This window comes from Desulfovibrio subterraneus (genome assembly GCF_013340285.1).
Classification (GTDB): domain Bacteria; phylum Desulfobacterota; class Desulfovibrionia; order Desulfovibrionales; family Desulfovibrionaceae; genus Halodesulfovibrio; species Halodesulfovibrio subterraneus.
The window spans coordinates 683,463-702,910 of sequence record NZ_BLVO01000016.1; the positions used below are offsets into that span (position 1 = coordinate 683,463).

General features: G+C 50.9%; 20 protein-coding genes and 1 pseudogene. 17 read left to right on the forward strand and 4 right to left on the reverse strand.

Translation table 11 applies throughout. The features are described from left to right. Positions 1-46: 46 nt before the first annotated feature. The 13 genes and pseudogenes from HUV30_RS17245 (at position 47) to HUV30_RS17300 (ending at position 8,308) form a co-directional block, all read left to right on the forward strand. A complete protein-coding gene (locus HUV30_RS17245) occupies positions 47-1,405 on the forward strand; it encodes an ankyrin repeat domain-containing protein (RefSeq protein ID WP_174406740.1) in 1,359 nt (452 codons plus the stop codon). A gap of 22 nt (positions 1,406-1,427) precedes the next feature. Then, positions 1,428-1,589: a hypothetical protein gene (locus HUV30_RS17250; protein WP_174406741.1), complete on the forward strand. Its 162-nt coding sequence runs from the start codon at positions 1,428-1,430 to the stop codon at positions 1,587-1,589. Between the two features lie 881 nt (positions 1,590-2,470). Continuing rightward, positions 2,471-2,914 (forward strand): hypothetical protein, encoded by a 444-nt coding sequence (locus HUV30_RS17255; RefSeq protein WP_174406742.1) that lies wholly within the window; start codon positions 2,471-2,473, stop codon positions 2,912-2,914. Positions 2,915-2,946: 32 nt separating this feature from the next. Further along, a complete protein-coding gene (locus tag HUV30_RS17260) occupies positions 2,947-3,207 on the forward strand; it encodes a CPCC family cysteine-rich protein (RefSeq protein WP_174406957.1) in 261 nt (86 codons plus the stop codon). Positions 3,208-3,639: 432 nt separating this feature from the next. Continuing rightward, positions 3,640-3,870, forward strand: a pseudogene (locus HUV30_RS17265) (hemagglutinin repeat-containing protein); the annotation flags it as partial. A 290-nt stretch (positions 3,871-4,160) separates the two neighbouring features. Then, positions 4,161-4,619: a hypothetical protein gene (locus tag HUV30_RS17270; protein WP_174406743.1), complete on the forward strand. Its 459-nt coding sequence runs from the start codon at positions 4,161-4,163 to the stop codon at positions 4,617-4,619. 156 nt (positions 4,620-4,775) lie between these two features. Continuing rightward, positions 4,776-5,228 carry an SMI1/KNR4 family protein gene (locus tag HUV30_RS17275; RefSeq protein WP_174406744.1) on the forward strand — a complete coding sequence of 151 codons (453 nt, stop codon included), beginning with the start codon at positions 4,776-4,778 and terminating at the stop codon, positions 5,226-5,228. 68 nt (positions 5,229-5,296) lie between these two features. Further along, complete coding sequence (locus HUV30_RS17280; RefSeq protein WP_174406745.1) at positions 5,297-5,815, forward strand: contact-dependent growth inhibition system immunity protein; 519 nt, start codon at positions 5,297-5,299, stop codon at positions 5,813-5,815. Between the two features lie 366 nt (positions 5,816-6,181). Next, positions 6,182-6,757: a hypothetical protein gene (locus HUV30_RS17285; protein WP_174406746.1), complete on the forward strand. Its 576-nt coding sequence runs from the start codon at positions 6,182-6,184 to the stop codon at positions 6,755-6,757. Between the two features lie 63 nt (positions 6,758-6,820). Next, on the forward strand, positions 6,821-6,946 hold the full coding sequence (locus tag HUV30_RS18500; protein WP_276512326.1) for a hypothetical protein: 126 nt from the start codon (positions 6,821-6,823) through the stop codon (positions 6,944-6,946). A gap of 387 nt (positions 6,947-7,333) precedes the next feature. Continuing rightward, positions 7,334-7,657: a hypothetical protein gene (locus HUV30_RS17290; RefSeq protein ID WP_174406747.1), complete on the forward strand. Its 324-nt coding sequence runs from the start codon at positions 7,334-7,336 to the stop codon at positions 7,655-7,657. A 111-nt stretch (positions 7,658-7,768) separates the two neighbouring features. Then, the gene (locus HUV30_RS17295) at positions 7,769-7,969 is read left to right on the forward strand and encodes a hypothetical protein (RefSeq protein ID WP_174406748.1); all 201 of its coding nucleotides are present in this window, start codon (positions 7,769-7,771) and stop codon (positions 7,967-7,969) included. A gap of 24 nt (positions 7,970-7,993) precedes the next feature. Further along, positions 7,994-8,308: a hypothetical protein gene (locus tag HUV30_RS17300; protein ID WP_174406749.1), complete on the forward strand. Its 315-nt coding sequence runs from the start codon at positions 7,994-7,996 to the stop codon at positions 8,306-8,308. A 405-nt stretch (positions 8,309-8,713) separates the two neighbouring features. Here HUV30_RS17300 and HUV30_RS17305 read toward each other — a convergent pair whose 3' ends face one another. The 4 genes from HUV30_RS17305 to HUV30_RS17320 form a co-directional block, all read right to left on the reverse strand. After that, positions 8,714-9,433, reverse strand: a complete 720-nt coding sequence (locus tag HUV30_RS17305; RefSeq protein ID WP_174406750.1) for a tetratricopeptide repeat protein — start codon at positions 9,431-9,433, stop codon at positions 8,714-8,716. Positions 9,434-9,492: 59 nt separating this feature from the next. After that, a complete protein-coding gene (locus tag HUV30_RS17310; RefSeq protein ID WP_174406751.1) occupies positions 9,493-10,380 on the reverse strand; it encodes a formylglycine-generating enzyme family protein in 888 nt (295 codons plus the stop codon). A gap of 12 nt (positions 10,381-10,392) precedes the next feature. After that, on the reverse strand, positions 10,393-12,459 hold the full coding sequence (locus HUV30_RS17315; RefSeq protein WP_174406752.1) for a caspase family protein: 2,067 nt from the start codon (positions 12,457-12,459) through the stop codon (positions 10,393-10,395). Positions 12,460-12,527: 68 nt separating this feature from the next. Next, positions 12,528-13,196: a hypothetical protein gene (locus tag HUV30_RS17320; RefSeq protein WP_174406753.1), complete on the reverse strand. Its 669-nt coding sequence runs from the start codon at positions 13,194-13,196 to the stop codon at positions 12,528-12,530. 688 nt (positions 13,197-13,884) lie between these two features. Between HUV30_RS17320 and HUV30_RS17325 the strand changes: the two genes are divergently transcribed. From HUV30_RS17325 to HUV30_RS17340, 4 genes are all read left to right on the forward strand, one after another. Then, a complete protein-coding gene (locus tag HUV30_RS17325) occupies positions 13,885-14,715 on the forward strand; it encodes a TP0624 family protein (protein ID WP_174406754.1) in 831 nt (276 codons plus the stop codon). 71 nt (positions 14,716-14,786) lie between these two features. Further along, positions 14,787-16,382 (forward strand): SpoIID/LytB domain-containing protein, encoded by a 1,596-nt coding sequence (locus HUV30_RS17330; protein WP_174406755.1) that lies wholly within the window; start codon positions 14,787-14,789, stop codon positions 16,380-16,382. Positions 16,383-16,582: 200 nt separating this feature from the next. After that, positions 16,583-17,482 carry a hypothetical protein gene (locus tag HUV30_RS17335; protein ID WP_174406756.1) on the forward strand — a complete coding sequence of 300 codons (900 nt, stop codon included), beginning with the start codon at positions 16,583-16,585 and terminating at the stop codon, positions 17,480-17,482. Between the two features lie 8 nt (positions 17,483-17,490). Further along, positions 17,491-19,335: a CsgG/HfaB family protein gene (locus HUV30_RS17340; protein WP_174406757.1), complete on the forward strand. Its 1,845-nt coding sequence runs from the start codon at positions 17,491-17,493 to the stop codon at positions 19,333-19,335. Positions 19,336-19,448: the final 113 nt, after the last annotated feature.

The following is a 19,448-nucleotide window of genomic DNA, read 5'->3' on the forward strand; positions in this document are numbered from 1 at the left end:
ATTTTATAGATGGTCTAAAGCGCGCCTTTTCTGAGGAGTAATGGGTATGATTGTATCGCCACTGCGTAATATAGCTCTTTTATTTGCCATTCTGATTCTCTGCGCATGTAGCGGAGGGCCGGGGGAAGATGGTCAAAATAAGCCTTTATATCGTATGAGTGTGGAAGAGATGTTTCCGAATCAGCCGCTGGAGCAGCAGTTGCTAAAAGCCGCTGTAGCAGGGGATTTAAAGAAAGTTGATGCGCTGATAGAGAATGGTGCAAATATAAATGCCCGAGGTGCATATGGGGTTACCCTGCCTGTTTGGCTTACCCTTCATCCTAATATTGAGGGGTTCAAGCACCTGTTGATGCGCGGAGCTGATCCGAATATTCCATGGGACAAAGATAAATCCTTAATAGCTTGGTGTACCCTCTTTGCTCCGGAGCTAGGAATAGAGTACCTGAAGGCGATTTTGGAAATAGGCAACGGCAACCCTAACATGGTTCATCCTGAAGATGGCAGTAGGCCCCTTGATTATGCCAGCGCAAGGGATAATGTCGAAGCGTTTGTGCTGTTGTATAATGCGGGAGCTGAAATCGATTTTTATGATAAATATGGAAACCCATATGTTGATGACCTTATCAGCGCCCACAATTTTGAGGTTGCCCGTTTTGTGCTAGGCTCCGGTGTGGATTTTAAAAAAGAAGGACCTTTAGGATCTATGGTGAAGTTTGTCACAGAGATCAAAGCCAATGAGCTGTCGCAGTATTTTAAAGGGGAAGAACGGAAATGGTTTTGGAGTTGCGTTCGCTATATGGAAGAGAATGGAATGGAGTTTAACTTTTCTCAAGAGGCTGATCGTCCTGCCATTATCAGTGATGACCTTCCTGATATATTCAATAAGAGCTACAAGAAAGTTGTCTATAGTAAAGTGATGTATATGCATGGTGCTAAAGTGACATGTCCAACGCCTTTGTGGACGCAGCGTGCTGAAGATTTTGATGATTTTATTGTGAATAATAAAGAAGAGCCTGGTCGAATAGTTGTGAAGTATGTTCCACGGCGTGGTGGTGATGGGTATAGCATGATTATATCATCTTGTTATTCCAAAGATGAAGCTGGTGGTGTTGATGGTGTCTTGCTGGATAGCGTGATGGGGCAGTATGGGGAAGGTGTTCCGCTGCAATTAGAATGGAGTTCCGAAGGAAAAAGGTTGTTCTCTTTTTACGGTTCAGGTGAGAAGCCGATCGATGGATACGTGTTTATTGGCAGTGTGGGTAACACCTTTGTTTGCATAAGTCAGTCTTTCCCCTCGAATGGTGCCGACACGGAAAAATCTCGGGAGATAATACTTGAGCAGATGAAGAATATAAAGATTGAGAACGGATTTAGGGTATTCGGTGAGGATGATTTGGTCCATTAATTTAGGGGTGTTTGGAAGTGGTATGAATAGAATGTCTGTTAAAATTCGTTTGGCGAGTATTGGGGTTTTCTTGGCTGTGCTGGCGTTTCAGCCTGAGGAGTCTTTTTCTCAGGCCAATCAGGGCAAGCTGGTGCAGACTGTGCCGGTTTATGAAGCCATGCTTACATTTCCATCTCCCAGTTGAATTAAGAATATTGGCCAGATTGATGATCTTAAGACGACTCAGGAGCATGGGGGGGGATAGTGTTTCTTTAGAGCAAATTCCTAAAGAGCAATTGTTCTCTGATTGGTCAAACTTGTATGGAGTATATGGGGGTATCTTGATGGGTATAATTTTGATCAATTTATAGAGGAATCTTTGAATTCTTTGATTGTTGGATGTGAAGGTGTTCCAAAGATAACTCCGTTTGATCGTACTTATAACGCTATATTGTTAATATACCACTGTCCAAAGCTGTGCCACAGCTTGTCGAAACAAATAAATATATTGAGAGTGGTTTTTTATTTATGGGGTGAGTGAATAATGCTTTTGTGAAGGTCTATCAGGCTTGGCGTGGGAAAACAGAGGATGCTAAAACCGATAAGTAGCCTTCAAATGAAGAAGTATTGGTGGAAGCTGTGAGGCGGATGAAAAGCATTCACCTGCAGAAGAGGTAGAAGGCGAGAAGGCTTTTAAGTTCTTATATTTATTGATTGCTTAAGGCTGCCCTAACGTGGGCAGCCTTTTCTTTTGCCGTTGCTTCCTGTTCTTCGGAATACGCAAAAACCGAAACTCCCTTCAGCCCATCATTCCCCCATCTCTTCCTATACTTCACGCAGTATATGAATGCGCCTAACAAGGGTGGAGAGCACCCCTATGCAGAATATGCGATGTCGCCGCAATGACAGGAAAGAACGCGGCCCGCAATAACGAACTGGTCACATTGACCATCGCCATAGCTCTTGTAGCCCTGGAAGTTGCGGATAGGGTTGTGACTGCTGTGAATGCATGGGGGGCTTGCTCCGGCGGTTGCGGAGAACGATCAAGAGAAGGTGGAGGCTAAAGTCCTTGAAATAGGAGCTGGCTTGGCAACGGATGCCATCCCCGGTAATGTTGTAGCAATAAAGATTGGCAAGCTCTTGCACGGGGTTGGCATGGCTACTGTTGGGGCGAGGGTCGTCGCTAGGGCTGGTGGGGAACTGGTGGCCAAGGGTGACGATTTATTGGGTGCTGCTAATGATGTTGAAAAATTACTCAAAAAGCCTAATCTGTGGTCCGCTACAAGTCGCAAAACTGCCATTGAAAATGCCCTTGGGCACTGGGAAAAACATAAAGGAGAATTCCCCGAGCTGTCTGACGCAAAATCGTATATTGAGAAGGTGCATTTGTTTGTTTCTAACGCCCCTGCTGGTGCTTTGGTGAAGAAAGATGTTAAGGGAAATACTTCGATGTATCATGAATCTTCAAATCCGTTTGTTGTAATTAGTAAAGATGGTTCTCCAAGGACAATGTTTAGGCCAATAGATTAGATTGATTATTGGAAGCGACAATAGGTATTTTTATGAAGTGTAAGTGTCCATGCTGCGGGTTTATGACGTTTGATGAAGAGGTTGGATCAAGTTACGAAATATGTCCAGTGTGCTTTTGGCAAGATGATTGTGCTAATGTGCATACCAATATTGAAGTAATAAGTGGGGCAAATGGTATGATCTTGCTCGATGCTCGTAGAAATTTTTTGCTTTTTGGTGCTGTTAAAAAAGAGTTTGCTGGTGTTGTTCGTAGGCCTCGTGAGGATGAGCTTGGCGATTGGTGTTTAGAATAGTCCACGGTTGGTTGTTTTTCTGAAATTATACGGCGCTGTTGTCTCCGGTGTCGCCCTCTCATTGAGCAGTGGTGGCAAGGTTGTCCTATTGGGACTACGTTGCCGCTTTTGATGATTTTCTTTTGCCTTAAAATGCTTTGGCCTTCTTCGTATTGGTAATAAATTGTGGATTTGAAAACTCATCAGAGAGGCTGTATTGACGGTGCATAGGTATATGCTAGCAACAGCGGAAAGCTGGGTGCTTAAGTTGAGTCTCTATGTCTATATTCCCTCATTCCCTTGCCCTAAGCTCCACCCAAAGTTCCATAGGCCTTCCAAGCAACCCCCTCCCCCCCCCATCTCTCCCTGCACTTCACGCAGCATATGGATGCGCCCGATAAGGGTTGAGAGCACCCATATGCAGAATATGCTTATGGCACCGTAGAAGGCAAAACTCCCGTCACTTCCACCATCACGGCCGGAAATGACGTAAGCATGAAGGCTGATCAGGATATCGGCATTGAAGGCGCACAAGTTCATGCCGGCAACAATGTTACGCTGGATGCCGGGCGCGATCTGGCTGTGGAGTCCGCAACCGGTGCCATACGTCAGGATACGGACAGCATGTCCGTTGCCGCAGGCGGTGGTATCAAAGGAAGTGTTGGAGCTAATGGTCGTAAGTAAGGGGCAACTGGAGGCTTTGAAAAAAGGGGGGGGGGCTAGGTTTGGAGGGTGGGCTACGTCGGAAGCGGTTCCAAACCAAGCGTACGCCCGAAATCAACTGTCTATTCTCCCAGAATTTAAAGAAGATGTGTCTTATGTGGTAACAGTCAAAACAACTGCACCACAAACCATCAATAGAGGTATTGTTGGCCCGTTGGGAGCAGCCTCTGGTGGAGGTTCTCAAGTGGAGTTCGTTGGTGACAGAAATCTGCAACTGGTTGGCAAGCCGAGGCTCTTGCCTGTGAGATAAAATGAATAAAATTACGCAGCTTATAGAGATTTGTCGTGATGGCACAGTCATAGATGAAGCAATGACGATTGAAGACGTCATTGCGCTTGAAGGTAATGAAAAAGTTGTTGAAGTTAGATGGAGGAATGGATCTCATTCTATTTCTATTCGTGACGATTGTGGATTGTGGGTGAAAATCGTTGCTGGAGGGAGTTTTGTGGCGGTAAGTAGATATGATGAATCCGGTAAGCATGCCATGTTTGTTTTTAATGCTAATGGAACACAACGATTTCAACTGCCTAACGTGCAGATTATAAATGGCAAAAGTGAAGACGGTGAGTTTCTTTGGATAGAAGAGCCATACACCAAGTCGGCAAATGTATTCAGAGCTATTTTTGAACGTGTTAGTGATCATAGTCAGTGGTGGCTTGATATTAATGCAGAAAGCGGTGAAGCGGTTCGTGTGCATGAAGCTCGGTAAGTTTTCATATATAAGATGTAGGTGATAATATAAAATTTTTTAATCTGATTGAATTGAGAGTATTTGCATAGATTTATAAAAACTGAATAGGTAAGGTTTGTGATGTGTTCATTATAATAATAATATATAAATTTTTGCGCTATGTGAGAATTGGTATTGGAAGAGCATGGCAAAGGATTTTATAAAGTGAATATGTATTGTATAGGTAGTGCTATTGACTGCGTTGTCATGCTTGCAAAGGAAAATGCTTTAAGACCTCCGTGTCCTAGTGATTTTATTATTGATAAATTTCAAGCGAAATATGGAGTGAATATTCATAAGGACCATAGAGCACTATTGTCTAGAGTCTCAAATATATTTTTCAGACATTATGAATTGTTGACAATTACAGAGCGTGAGGATTCTGCATCAGAGCTTTCTGAAGCTTTGTTGTTTCTTAGGGAGAACGGCGTTCCCAAAGATTGGGTTCCAGTATGTGAAAGCAACGGGGATTATTTTTGCGTTGACAGCGATGGAGTAGTGCATTTCTGGTCGCACAACGGGCCCACGGATGAAAAATGGGAAAGCTTAGCCCATTGGGTTAAACAGGTCTGGATTGATGGTGAGTAATCTGGATAGAGATATGAATGGAGAACGGGTGTCCCATCTCGTTTGTTAAGAATTTGCACGAGGGTAGAATGGGTGAAGTAACCAGAGGCTATTGGGCGGCAGTTGTATGCAATGCCGATTTTATTTGCGTAGATACGTGGTCGGGATATCGGGGGGGGACAGATCGTGACCCCAAGGGCAAGCAGCATCTCTTATCATCTGATGCCTGTGATCTGGCGCTAGGCGAAGCCGTGCTGGATGCACTTGCGCATAGTCGCTGGGTTCTTCCTGCTCCTCGTGAGGGGGTAACATTTCCTGAAGGCGTTGAATTTGATATGGCTGTCTGTGATTTTAAGGTGAATTATCCTGCGTGTGTGAATGCCTTGATGGAGATTTGCGGTTACAAAAACAAACGGGCATTGTTCAAAAATATGAAAAGGGTGAGTCTCGAGAGCAAAAACGGCGTGCTGACATTGACTCCTTGGCACCATGCTAAATTGGAAGCATGGGACGGTGTTGGCGATGAAGCAACAGTGGTGATTCCTGCCACAAGCACCCCTGAAGAAATAGGTGCGGCGTTGCGTCTTGCTCTGAGCCGTTGCACGTAGCGGTTGGCCCCGGCCCGTGTTGAGCTTTTGGCATCTGCCCGTCGTTATTTGTCTAAGACGGTAGAACGCGCTTTTCTGTTCATTGGGCAGGTGGAACATACCTTTGTGAAGGTCTATCTGGCGTGGCGCGGCACGGAAGAAGATGTGAAGAAAAAAACGTGGACATCTCACGAATCTGTTCTGCTTGATGCTATCGCTCAGATAAAAAGCATCCACCTGCAGAAGAGGTAGCCGCAGGCTGTGCATGGTTAAAATTAATGGACGCCTTTTAGGGCGGCCACTCTTTTGCTTGTGCGTATTGGTTTGCTAATTTAATGGAATGTAACCGATTGTTTATATCAATCAGGGCTATGAGTGAGGGGCGTTGTGAAGTGGGTGAAGGGCTTTAGTTTACTATTTGTTTTACTTGTTTTTATTTTGAAATGCTCAAATGTTCTTGCAGATAAAGTGGACTGGGTTGTGTATCTTGTTGCAACTCCAACTAGTTATGAGTTTGTTAATTATAGTAGCGACGGCCTTGAGAAGTATTCGTTCCCATTGTATTTAGGATATATATATTCTCCTGATTCAAAGACTATAAAATGGAAGTCATTTCATGGTTTTGCAGAGAGGGAGATGAGGAGTTGGTCTAAGAGTTACATGAAGTATTTCTTAAATAGTGATTACCCCTTATTTGAATCTGGGAGAACGTATTGGGAGCTGTCTGATCCTGAGTTTTTTGATGCTGCCGTACTGCTGATATCGGACGAGTCTGGCATGTTTCCAATCAGGTATGAGAGAAACGCAACGATAGATCCGGATTGGAAGCCGGTTTTCCCGAAGCAATATCGTTATACAAAGGAAGATGTCGAGAGCGGACGCGTAAAATCCTTACCGCGAGAGGCTTTCACTCCTTTGAACTGGGACCAAGAATCTTATAATCAACGAATGAACAAGCGATAGGAAGAGGCCGCAAAACGCGGCCTCTTTGGCTTTGAACCCCAGCATAGTTGCAACAGACAAGGCTTGACCACTGCCTCCAAAGATAGACGCCAGATCAACCGTGCCACCATCGGTGAAGGCACCATCATCATCCGCTCCGACCCCAATCCAGGGCTTGAAGGTCTGAACCGCGACCTTGCCCGTGCGTAGGAGATTGCCAAGGACTCAGAAGCGGCTGTGTCGGTGTATGTTGATCCGGCTGTAATTAAGGAGATTGCGAGCGGGTTTGAGGGGATTACCCAAGGATTCAAGAGCGCGGGTGAAGAGATTCAGCAGCGAGCTCGGGAATATAAAGCGTTCACAGCCGCCCTCCCTCCTGACATGAAGACTTGGGGGATGCAGGCCTTACGGCCATGCAAAATATGATACGCGGAGGAGCAAAAGATGAAGGCATTGCTGCTTTGATGCGTGATGCCGAGTTTCAACAGGTGCTAACTCAAGTCCCTGGCCTGCAATACGCTCTGTAGCACGGCGGTCATGAGTCGTCAGTCCAAGAAAAAGGTTCTCCGCGTGACGAAAAAAAGGAGGGGGTAGTAAATGTCAGCTGTAGGAATGCATTCGGGCCATCTTTCTGAAACTCAGAATCTTAGCCTTGCTATTACTATGCTTTTGGGGTTCGGGGAGAGTGCCTCTCCCCAACATAACGACGGAAAGGTTGTTGAGGCGTTTGGCCATGCATTGTTCGCAAAAGCTTTGATTGTCCTTGGTGAAGTCGACCGTTTGGAAATTAACTGGCCACCTGGTTTGACGCTAGATGGTGCAGGTCTGTTGGTCCGTAGTGAAATACAGCGCAGATATTCAGGACTAAATGACTTGGCATTGGATGCGATAGCTTGGAAATATACTTTTGGTTGGCGGTAACAATGCAAAGTGCAAGTGTGAAACTTTGAAAATAGAGTGGTCGCGCAATACGTTTTTGTAGAGCAAGGTCGCCTTGAGCATTCCAAGGTTACGTATAAGGATAATCACTCCGTGTTTAGTGTTCCCAAAGATCAGGTTCTTGGTCTGCTCGATGAGGCATGGGCAAGAAAAAGCCCAGCGTTTAACGACAATGGGCTTGATGTCCGTATCGTTGATATGGGCAAGGTGATCGGAACACATGGTGAGAGAAGTGTACGCATGGCAACTCGACCGGGGACTGCTGAGATTGTTTCTGCATATCCAGTAAAATAGGGCTTAGAATAATGAAAAAACAATATGGATCGACAAGAATCGTATAGTCTACTGCTCTCGATTGATGGATGGAAGAATAGAAAAAGTTCTATTGAAAAAATAAATACCATTATCTACGTTTGTGAAGAGTGCGAGGCTGCATGGCTTAGTTTGGATGGTATTTTCACAGAAGAAGATGCTACAGCATTTATATCTTACATTGAGTCCCTTGATTTAATAACACGAGGTGTCGCTCCGGACTGGAGGCGTGTGCTTGAAGTTATTGATTTTGTCCGCTTAGATGATGTTGAATGTATTATTGAAAAATACGGAATTGAGATTGTAGGGTCGTATTGTTAAGTTCTTGAGGATGCCTGAAAGTGAAGATGTGGACATGTCTGTTCTGCTTGATGCTATCGCTCAGATGAAAAGCGTTCACCTGCAAAAGAGGTAGTCACAGGCGGTGAATGGTTAAGATCAATGGCCGCCTTTTGTGGCGGCCATTCTTTTGCTTGTGGGCCCCCGAGGGGGCATGATGTCGTTTTGGTCGATGGCGGGAGGTGACTTCCAATGGAAACGGTTTACCCTGGTTATACCTACTGTCCGATTGATATACTGTTGAAAAAATACATGGGTTGACGGCAACGAGGCTGTCTTTTGCTTAAGTTGGGAGATGGGGGGGCTGGCAATGGTTGAGCTTACCTGTATTTTAGAGGTAAGGCTCCTTGATCAAAGTTGGGATAAAGAAAATTGCCGATCCGTTGGCTATTCCTGCTTGCAAATGGTCAACGGGCACCGCTTGGCGTGCATGCGCTCAAGAAAATATAAGAGCTTGTCTCTGGCGGAGGCGTCGTCGACATAGTTGGTGATGATTGTCTCCACGTCGCTTTGGCTGTAACTGCCAAGCATAATGTCCATGGCTCTCCGGAGTTCGGCTTTTTTCCAGTTGCCGATGAAGTCTTCAAGGTGGTCGGTGACCATGTCCCAGTTTTCATGCCTCAGGGCCTTTCGGAAGGCGTAGCGCTGGCGCCACAGTGGAACTGGAACAAGCGTGCCGAGAAACACTCCCAGAAAGACGGTGAGGCCGTTTATCACCTTGCCTTCAAACAGGTTGTAGCGTCGCTCCATGTCCCTGTCTGTCAATGCCTCCTGCGTCAGTCTGGTCTGTTCGATAAGCTGCTGGGCGACCATGGTGGTGCGGTCTATCTTGAATGCCTTCTGAAATTCTTCTTCCGCACGTTTATATTCACCGGTAAACATCAGTGTTCTGCCAAGGTCGGCGCGAAGCACATTGGATTCGGGGAATTCTTTTACAGCCTTTTCAAGCAGGCGCACGGCGTTGTCGTACTCCTTTTTTTGAATGAGCTCTCTGCCTTGCTCAATATAGAGCACTTCGCTCTTGTTGCTGCCGGTAGCAAGTGCTCCGCATGCCGTAGAGAGGATTAGTATGGTAGCCACAGTGAAGGAAATGACGTGCTTCTTCATTACAATACCCGGGTGATGTTCAGAGGATGGAAGTTGGGGGCGACGTGTCTTTGTCTCACCTATTGCGAGCGTGCCAGCCTGAAACCTACATTGCGATAATGCTTTTCCGGACGATTGGCCTCGCGCTTGCTCGTGCGGACGCTGTCTGGTCCGTTATACCAGCTTCCTCCGCGGTAGACTCTTCTGTTGGATTGTTCCGTACATACGGGGTTGCGTTTGGCGTGCCGTGCGTAGGCATCTGCCGTGTACGTGTCGTGTGTCCATTCCCATACGTTGCCCGCAAGGTCATACAGGCCATAGGCATTGGGGGAGAATGAGCCTGCCGGTGCGGGGGATTTTCCATCCCAGCTGGAACCGCATCCCAGACAGTTGGCATTGTTCTGCCCAAGATCATCACCCCACCAGTATGTCGTGGTGGCGCCTGCACGCGCGGCGAATTCCCATTCGGCTTCGGTGGGAAGGCGGTACTTTCCGCCGCTTTTTCCATTGAGTTTGGCAATGAAGCGTTGGGTATCGTTCCAGCTTACGTTCTCTACAGGATTCTTCGGGTTGACGAAATGGGAAGGGTTGTTGCCCATCACGCTTTGCCACTCGGCCTGTGTGACTTCAAACTGGCCGAGCCAGAATCCGTCCACGCAGACCTTGTGCGCGGGTGCATCGTTCTGCTTGCCGGGCTTGGCGTCACCCATCTGGTAGCAGCCACCGGGGACCCAGACCATGGACATGCCGGTCGTTGGTTCCACAAGCGGTAGTTGGCGCACGGCTTTAATGAACGGATCATCCGGATAGGCGTCCCACGACAGGTAATCAACCTGACGCTTTCCGTTTCTGTTTTCCCACAGGATGGATGTGTCCTCAGCCGCACATAAGGATGCATCCAGCATCCAGAATATGCAGCACGCCGTGAGCATGATTCGCAGATAGTTTGACGAGGAGGTATGCGGCATAGTTCCTGCTCCCTAATACGAGATCAGAGAGTGCTGGTCGGCTCCCAGCACTTCCGGTGTTTGTTCGGCGTCAAATTGCTTGCGGGCGGTGGTGCTGACAGCGTTCGTCAGGTACTTGCGCAGTTCGGCTACCGTTATCTTGTTGTCCTTGGTGGTGTCCGCTTCACCAGAAAGGCCTTTGAGAAGGTACAACGTCATAAGGCTCATTCCTTCTTCCGGCAGCATTCTGGATATCTGGTTTGCGCTGCTGGCAGAAATGAGCGTCACGGCCTGAGGCAGGCTGGCATTCTGCGGCTTGCGGTACACCGGTTTGGCCATGATGAGCGGGGTGCTGTCCTTTGCGGTGCCGCTGAAACATGCATCCAGAATGACTATGACACTGCGCGCTTCCAGCGCAGCCAGCTGCTTGAGCAGTTCGTCTCGTGAGTAGCCTGCTATATCGGCAGTTTCCGGTCGCGCATCGGAAGGAAGGAGCAGGGCTTCGTTCTCCACGGGCATTCCGTGACCGGAGAAGTAGACGATGACGTCTGTTTTGCCGGGAGTCACACGCATGGGAAGGGTGCGGCGGAACAGGCCCTCCATTTCCCCTTTTGTGGCGTCTTTCTGGAACAGAATATTTTCCTCCGGTACTCTGGCGCCTTCAATGAGAAACTTTTTGACTGCAAGTGCGTCGTTGTATGCGTAGTGAACGAGCGGAATGCCCTTTTTGTAGGCGCGATTGCCGATAACAACGGCAACGGTATCCGAAGCGGCCTTCTTTGCCGGACAGAAGGTCCATTGTATTTTTTCATCCAGCCCTTCGTACTGCTGGCCATAGGTGCCGCCCAGCGCAGCCAGTTCCTTTTGCTGCAGACGGATTTCATGCTCCAGCCGTTCTCGTTCCTCTTCCCGTTTTTTCTCCTGCTGGGCCAGTTGCAGCTGGCGACGGGTCTCTGCCTGCTCCTGACGGAGTCTGGCGAGCTTGGGGTCGTCCTGTGTTGAAAGTGCAGCGCCGAAATATTCTTCATCTTCTGTCAGCATCTGCTTCATGTCCTGCCTGGAAACGACCATCACGCTGGCTTCTGTTCCGGCGGGCAGAACCGCGTCCGCAGCAGCCGTCATGGTCACAGGGGTGAAGCCCTCGTCAGTGAACATGGCGTTATACTGGTCTTTGCCGAGGGTGACGTAAGGAACCCCGCGTTCAAGGCGGTCGCCTTTGAGCGAATACGGTACCACAGGCCGTACATCCTCAATGTGCTCTTTGAACGATCGTGCAGCGTCAACCGGTACAGAAATGGTTATCTTCTCCGCCACGGCTCCTGATCCGGAGACCAGCAGGGCATAGAACCGCTCTGTTTCCGGATCATACACCGGAGATGTCACGGAAGGATTTCCCAGCACGGCGTGCATGGCTTCTGTCACGAACTGTGCGCGCCTGGCCGGAAGCTGGGCAAGCCGTTCCTGTTTCTCTTTTTCGAGAGCTGCATTGTGGTTAGCGACAGCAGCATTGTAGGCACTCACTTCTTCCGCATATCGGTCTTCAATGGTCTTCAATGCCCGCAGGCGTTCTTCCCGTGCCTGCTCCACCCGCATCTGGAATGCTGCAGCTTTTTCATATTCCCCCTTAACCAGTTCCGGCAAGGGCGGGGGGACGGATTTAACGGGCTTGGGAGTGTTGAAGGTCAGGTCGCTGCCGCGCATCAGCCATTGTTTGAGCTTGGCGTCAGCAAGGCTGCCTATGGCTGCAAAAGGGTCTTTGAGCTGTTCACCCAGTTGCTGCAGAGGCAGAAAGTCCGGATGCAGAGAGCCGGCTTCGGCAACAATGGCCCGGGCCTGCTCCACCCTGCCGTTTTTCAGCTCCTGAATGGCGTGGTTGTATCCGGCAACGGGGCTGGCGGGGCAGAGTGCCCACATCTTTTTCCAGTCGAGTGAGTTCCTTGCCAGATCATCGGCCTGCAGTGTTGCGGTATCGCATTGCAGAATGCCCGCCGCCGGTTTTTGCGCAGAGGTGTCCGCTGTTGCCTGCTTGCCTCCCTGGCACCCGCTCAGCAAGAGGGTGCCAACTACCATGCCCATGGTCAGATGCTTTGAAATGCTCATGTAATTACCCTTGTGCCTCAGGTGCTGATCCGGAATGCCGAATGGTGGAGGGTATGCGCCCGGGCGCGTTATTCTTGAAATACTTCATACGGCAGCACCACCTCTTCCCCTGAGCTTGCAAGCTCCATGTATGCGGCAAAGAAGGTGCTCAACGGCATTGTCTCTCCCGGTGTGAATACGTCGCGCCAACGTCGCGTGTCCGAAGCCGGAATTCCCGCGACCAGAATGGCCTCCGTATCTCTGTTCACGCCGGGAAGCGTGCAGAGGTACATCGGGTCTTCATCAGGGTTCGGAAGCTGTAACGGTTTGCCCCCGCCGGTGCGGAGCGGTTCGCCCCTGTAGGGATAGAGCATGGCGACTGTGTCGTCGGCCATGATGTTGAATATGGCAATGTGGGCATCGGCTCCTGATCGTATGTCGATGACCAGCGGCTCCGTATGCGCCCGGAAAATGGATTGGTTCAGCTTGGCAGAGAGGCCGAGAGATGCGTGGGTTCGCCGGGGGACGGCGACAGAAGCAACCAGTTGCACTCTGTATTCAACGATCGGCGGGGTGGACGGGTCTGCCTGATATTCGCGGACCGGAAGCCATGTCGTTTTTTCCTGCGTGATGTAGCCCCGCGAGAAGGAGCGGATGAAATCAGCTGCAAGCCTGCCGTCTGTAACAAGCGTCGAAGAGACTACATTAACGCCTGCAACCTGTTCTATGGCGAGAGATCTTGCCTGCCGCAGGGCCATCCTCTGGGCCTGCTGGGCAGTGTATCCCTCAATGGCACAACTTCCTTCAACAGTAACGATACTGCATGGATCTGCTGCATGAATTTCGTGTGTCAGTGTCATACTCAAAAGTATGATGCAAGCTGCAAACGCAATTCTTATTACGATCATGGCCCCCCCGTAACAAAAATCGGCAATGCCTCATGTGATGCCGTGTTATCATCGGATGGCACAAAATACGATAACAATCAATAAAGGTATGGTATATTTTGCAATGAAAATGCAACAAGGTCCTGTTGGAAAATAGGCAAAGTCCCTGATGAACATCCTATCTTCATAGTGAATTTTCAGGGATGTCTACAAATCCTTACAGGATGAGAAAAGGAAGATGATGTGCATGCTTTTGCCTGAATGTGTCCTATAAGGCGATGGACTATAAAATAATATTGTATTAAGCAATATTTTTCTTGTGCCATAATGCGCCGATAGTCCTGTTGTTTTCATTTTTTAGTGGTCACATGCGGGGGTGCTGGCCGCGTTGACATGAATGATGAGGGCATTTGTGCTGTGGCACGTCTGATGATGTTTTCTGAACTGTTTGTAGTACTTCTGGCGATGTATGGTGTGTGAAATAAAGATAGGCAATTTATGTAGGGGAAAGTTGTTTGTTCACGTGATTATATATTCCTAGAGCGTGCAGGAGGCCATCATGAACCGTTTGTCAGTTGCTGTTCTGATATGTCTTATGTGGGTGGGGTCGGCTGTTGCCGGGCTCGAGATACATGAGGTTAAAGCAACCTCTGCCGTGTTTGAAAACGGCTACATCCTTGTTGTGGGAGAATCCGAAGGAGGACAAACCCGCTATAAGGCAAAGCGTGCGGCCACGGTGATAGCCCAGCGGGCCATGGCAGAAACCGTGAAGGGGCTCAAGCTCTTTGGGGCCAGTACCGTGAGTCAGGGAATGCTGCTCGAAGACTCCATTCAGACCTCGGTGCAGGGTTTTCTGCAGGGGGCGGAAGTGGTCGCTGAAGAATACGTTGATCAGGGCGGATACGCCCGGGTGGCAATGCGGCTTAACCTGCGGGGAGAAAATTCTCTGTATGCGACCCTTGCGCCGACCTTGCAGGACCCCCCTTCCGTGTTGAAAGTCTCCGCTCTGGAGACCTTTATTCCGGCAGAACAGATCGTTGAATTGCCCCCACAGGCCTACGACGGACTGATTGTCCTTGTAGAGGGGACTGATTTTTCTCCGGCACTTGGAAACAGGATTTTGACGGAGGATATGAAAGTGCTTTTTGAGCCTTCCATGGTTTCTCCCAAAATGCTCATGGACCGTGGATGTGGTTCTTTTGCGACGACCGAGGAAAAGGCAAAGGCTTTGCTGTCTTCCTGGGGATCAACCAACCCCATGGTGGTGAAGTGCACCAAGGTGTTGCAGAAGACCGAGGCCGTAATATCCGAAAGTGATGCCTCGCTGTTATTCAATCAGAATAAGCAGACCAACATTCTGCCTCAGGCAAAGGTTGTGTTTGTTCTTTAAATTACGCTGAAAAGGGCTGTGGTATCACGGCCCTTCCTGTTGTGTCGCCGTCAGCCTTTGGGGGGCTTTGGTTGCTGTATTTCATTCACCTGATACGCCGGAATGCGACAGTCATCCTGACGTTTCTGCTCGTACTGCTGGTTGTCTCCGTGCCTGCCAAAGCGCGCGCGGAGATAGACGTGCAGACGGAGCAGCTTGCCCGTTGGCAGCTGAATAACGCAGATCTGCTTGTGGATGAGGGAAAGTATCTGGAGGCAATCAGCTACATCAATTCAGCGTTGGAAGAGAGCCGGTATCCCAAGACCCGTTCTGATGCTCTTCGGGCCAAGGCCATGGTGCTGGCCGTTTTCCTTGATGCCGCAACCGAGGCTCTCGAGGTGTACCGTGAACTGGCCCGTGAGTTTCCCGACCAGTCGGAACTCGCACTGTATCAGTCCGGGTTCCTGTTGCAGCAGGCCGGTGATCCGGGACAGGCCCGCGAGCTGTATCAGCAGTATATGCGCACGTATCCACAGGGGAAATATGTCTTTCAGGTGGAGGCCATGCTGAGCAGGCTTGGCGAGAGCCGCGCGGATGTTCCTCTGGTGGTGCCGGAGCAGGCAGAAGAAGGGGGAGCTGTCCCTGTGCTGCGTGTTGCCCTTGGCAAGGCCGCGCAATCAGCCACCTTCAGCGCATCTTCTCCGGACCATCCATCACTGTTCCTCGAAGATGGCAGCGCCCATGCTGCCATAACCATCGTACCTGCCGGGGACGGCCTGATTGTGAACGGCAGGCAGCACCCTTCGGCCGCGATTTCGCTTAAAAGCACGAAACCTTGCCTTGTTGCCGTGGACGACAGACGCAAGCTGGTGCGCGGAAACTTCTTGATCCGCAACGACAGGGGCCGACTGCTTGTGCTGAACCTTGTGGATATAGAAGGCTATCTGCTTTCCGTCGTACCTTCGGAGTCGTATGCCTCGTGGCCCGCTGAAACCCTCAAGGCGCAGGCTATCGCGGCGCGAACCTATGCATATTACCAGAAAATGCATCGTGCCGGCCGCAGTTACGATATTATCGATGACACCCGCGATCAGATGTATGGCGGCGTTTCCAAGGAAACACCGAAGACATCCGAGGCCGTGAAGCAGACTGCGGGGATGGTTCTCACATGGAACAATAAGCCGATCCTCTCTCAGTATACCGCCAACAGCGGCGGATATACGGCGGATGCGGGGGCAGTTTTCGGCACAGTCAAACCCTACCTTGTCGCCCAGAGCGATCCGGCCAGTCTTGCCGGAAAGATGGCCTCGTGGGAGCGCTCGTTCACCGTGTCCCAGATTGTCGGGGCCTTGCGGGCCATAGGCGTGGATGCGGAAGGCCTGTCTGCGATTGAGCCTGTCCTCTCCGGGCCGTCCGGCCGGATTCTCAAGGCGCGGTTACGCCATGCAAAAGGAGAGATGGTTGTGCGGATGCGGACAACGCTGGCAAGTTCGCGGGTGCTGAATCTGCCCGAGGTGCTGGTAAGCATAAACAGGCACGGAGATACCTTTGTTTTTACAGGGCGCGGGCACGGCCACGGGGTCGGTTACTCGCAGTGGGGAGCGGCTGAGCTGGGCAAGAGCCGGACGCATGAGCAGATTCTCGGATTCTATTATCCGAAGACAAAAATTGAACGGTTATGGAAGTAATACCGGCAGCGCCTGCCTTGTGCGGGCCTGTGCCGTTTTGATCGGGAAGAAGCAGAGAGCCGGGGTGCGGTGCTGCGGTTTCAGCGCGGGCCAAACGTGCTCGCGGGACCGATGGCAGATATGCAACGGCTCGGGAAAGATGGAGACCTGCCGGATGGCCGGGAATCCGGCATTGTATTTTACCTGAAAAAGGGGGCTATATGACCACTCATATGAAACATGTGGCAGCAGTTTTCTGCACCTTCCTCGCAGGGCTCTTCCTGCTGGCCGGTGCGGCGCATGCGCAGGGAGAAGCTGCACCGGGCAAGGTGACGGTTGCCATTCAGGAGATCAAGGTGAGTCCTGATGTTTCTGCTGCAGCAGCAAAGAATGTGAACAAGAGCATGCTGCTTGCCGAGCTTGAAACGGCCGTGCGTAACAGCCGCAAACTGGCTTTGTTTACCAGGCAGGCTGACGTGCTCGCCGCTGTGCGGGAAGAGCAGCAGTTTGCCAAGAGCTCCCTGACAAGCGGCCCCGGTGCGGAAGAAGGCAAGCTCGGCATTGCGCAGTTGCTTATCATTCCCGAGGTGCAGCGAATCTCGATGTACCGCGAGGCCGTTGCCATTCCCAATATCGAAAACAAGTTCCGTCGTCGCGATATAGGGGCCATGAGCACGAGTGTGCAGATTGTGGATACCTCCACCGGCGAACTGAAGGCTTCTTATATCGTTGAAAGCAGCTTCTCTACCAAAGAGGCCATCGTGAACAGCGGGAACAAGACTCCCGATCCGGTCATTTTTAAACATCTTGCGCAGAAAATGGCAGCGAAGACCGTGGATGAGTTGCTGGATACGGTGTTCCCGATGCTCATCGTGCAGGTTCGCGGCAATGAAGTGATTATCAACCGGGGGCAGGATGGCGGACTCAAGAAAGGGATGCGCCTTGAAGTGTTCACGCCCGGTGAAATCATCAAGGACCCCTACACCGGAGAGAATCTTGGCAGTGCCGAGGCTTACGCCGGCAAGATCGAGGTGACCCGCGTCAATCCCAAGATGACGACCTGCCGTATTGTGGAAGGTGGCCCGATGGCTGTCCGCGATATCGTGCGTAAGCCGCAATAGGAGCAAGTATGGTATTCCGGATAGTTTCCTGCATGGCAGGCTTGCTGCTGTGTTTATGCCTGATCGGGGCAGAGCCGGGGCATTGTGCAGAACAGACGTTGCCCAGCATCGCCATCATATCCTGCGATGATCAGCTCGCAGGCGGAACCGGCGCCCAGCGTCAGTATACCATTCCGCTGCCCATGGCGGATCGAATTGCGGAAGTGCTGCAGAACAGCAAGCGTTTTCGTGTGCTGGACAGGGGCATGCTGCAGCGTGTGGTGAACGAGCGGCTTTCCAACGAGGAGCCGCAGGGCTTCTTTGCCAAACTGGGCGATGCCATGGAACGTGCAGTTTCCCGTGGCAGCATGATCGGAGACAGGGTTCTCTCCAGCGCTCAGGGGGGCAAGGCTCCGTTGGTGCATGCTCTGCAGAATATCGGCAACGACAGTCAGGCCGATTATCTGGTGTTCGGCAGCATTGAAACCATGCAGGCCAGCCAGACCACCGTTGCCGTGGGCAATGTGACTCTGCCGGTCAGCAAGCAGGCTCTCAACCTGCGCATCCGCATGCGTGTGGTGGATGTGAAGACCACGGAACTGGTGGGCATGATCAATGCCAGCGAGACGGTGGAAAGCTGGTCCGGTGACGGCGGCAGCGACGCGGCCGGAGAAATGATGGACGCTGTCTGCAAGAAGCTGGCAGGGCGTATCATTGACGTGATTTATCCGGCAAAGCTGGCAGGAACCGGTACGCTTGTGGTGACCCGTGGGGCCAACGACGGCGTGGAAGAAGGAGCCGTGTTCGAGATTCTGCGTGCCGGCGAAGCTGTGGTGGAAGAAGGCGTCGGCAGCATCGGCACCATTAAGAAAAGAATCGGCACGGTGCGAGCTGTGGATGTTCAGGAGAGATTGAGCGTTGTGGAGCCGGTTGAAGGTGAAGGATTTATGGCGGGCGACCTTGCCTTCCGGAAGGACGAAGGCCGAACCGCGCGTGCCGCCGGACAACCCGCAGCCTATGCCGGAAAAAAGCTGGCTTCGCCCAATGGTTCCAACAGGTTTGCCATTGCCGTGGGCAAGGTCACCTTTCTGGGCGGCTCCCCTGCGGTGCAGCAGAATGTGGCAACGCGTATTGTCGGTGACCTGTCTGCCCGTCTGACAGCATCCAACCGTTTCATCCTTGCCGACAGAAGCAGCCTTGACCAGAGCGTGCAGGAAGCCACCTTTGATGAAACCGTACACAACGGTGACATGGCTGCCCGCATGCAGCAGCTGCAGGGCGTGGATTATATTTTGACCGTTGAAATGCGTCAGCTTGGCGTAACGGTTAAAACAGAGGCTGTGCCGTATCTGAATGAGACCATTACAAGCGGTCAGCAACACCTGGAAGCAGTTCTGCGTCTGCTTGATACGCATTCCGGAACCGTGGTGCTGGCGGAAAAGGTGTATTCTGCAGAAGATCTGCACGAAGACAGTTCCATCAGCCGTTTCGTGGACAGCTTCTGCGGAGACGCCGTAGCACGCGTCATTAACCGGTTGTTCCCCGTCAAAGTCATGCATGCATCCGGCAAAGCCTGTTACATCAACCGTGGTCTTGATGGGGGGATTGCCTCCGGACAGAAGTTTGAGGTGTTCCGCCCGGGTGAAGAGATGAAGGACCCTGACACGGGATTGACGTTCGGTGCGGCGGAAGTGTCTGTCGGACATATCCGCTGTGCGGGCGTTGAGGCCAGCCGTTCCCGTTGCGAACAGGTGGATGGTGAGCCGCTGCAGGTGGGCGATATCGCGCGAGTGGTAAAGCAGAAAAGTGCTGGGCAGTCTAAGCAGTCGCAGCCGGTCAAGACGCAGGCTGCCCCTGCACAACCGCAATGGTAATAAGGGGGGAAGATATGAAATCGACGTTGCGGGCACGGCCTGTGCCGCATGTTTTTGTGCTCGTTGTGTGCTGTTTGTTTTCGGTCAGTATGCTGCTGGGCGGATGTGTTGAT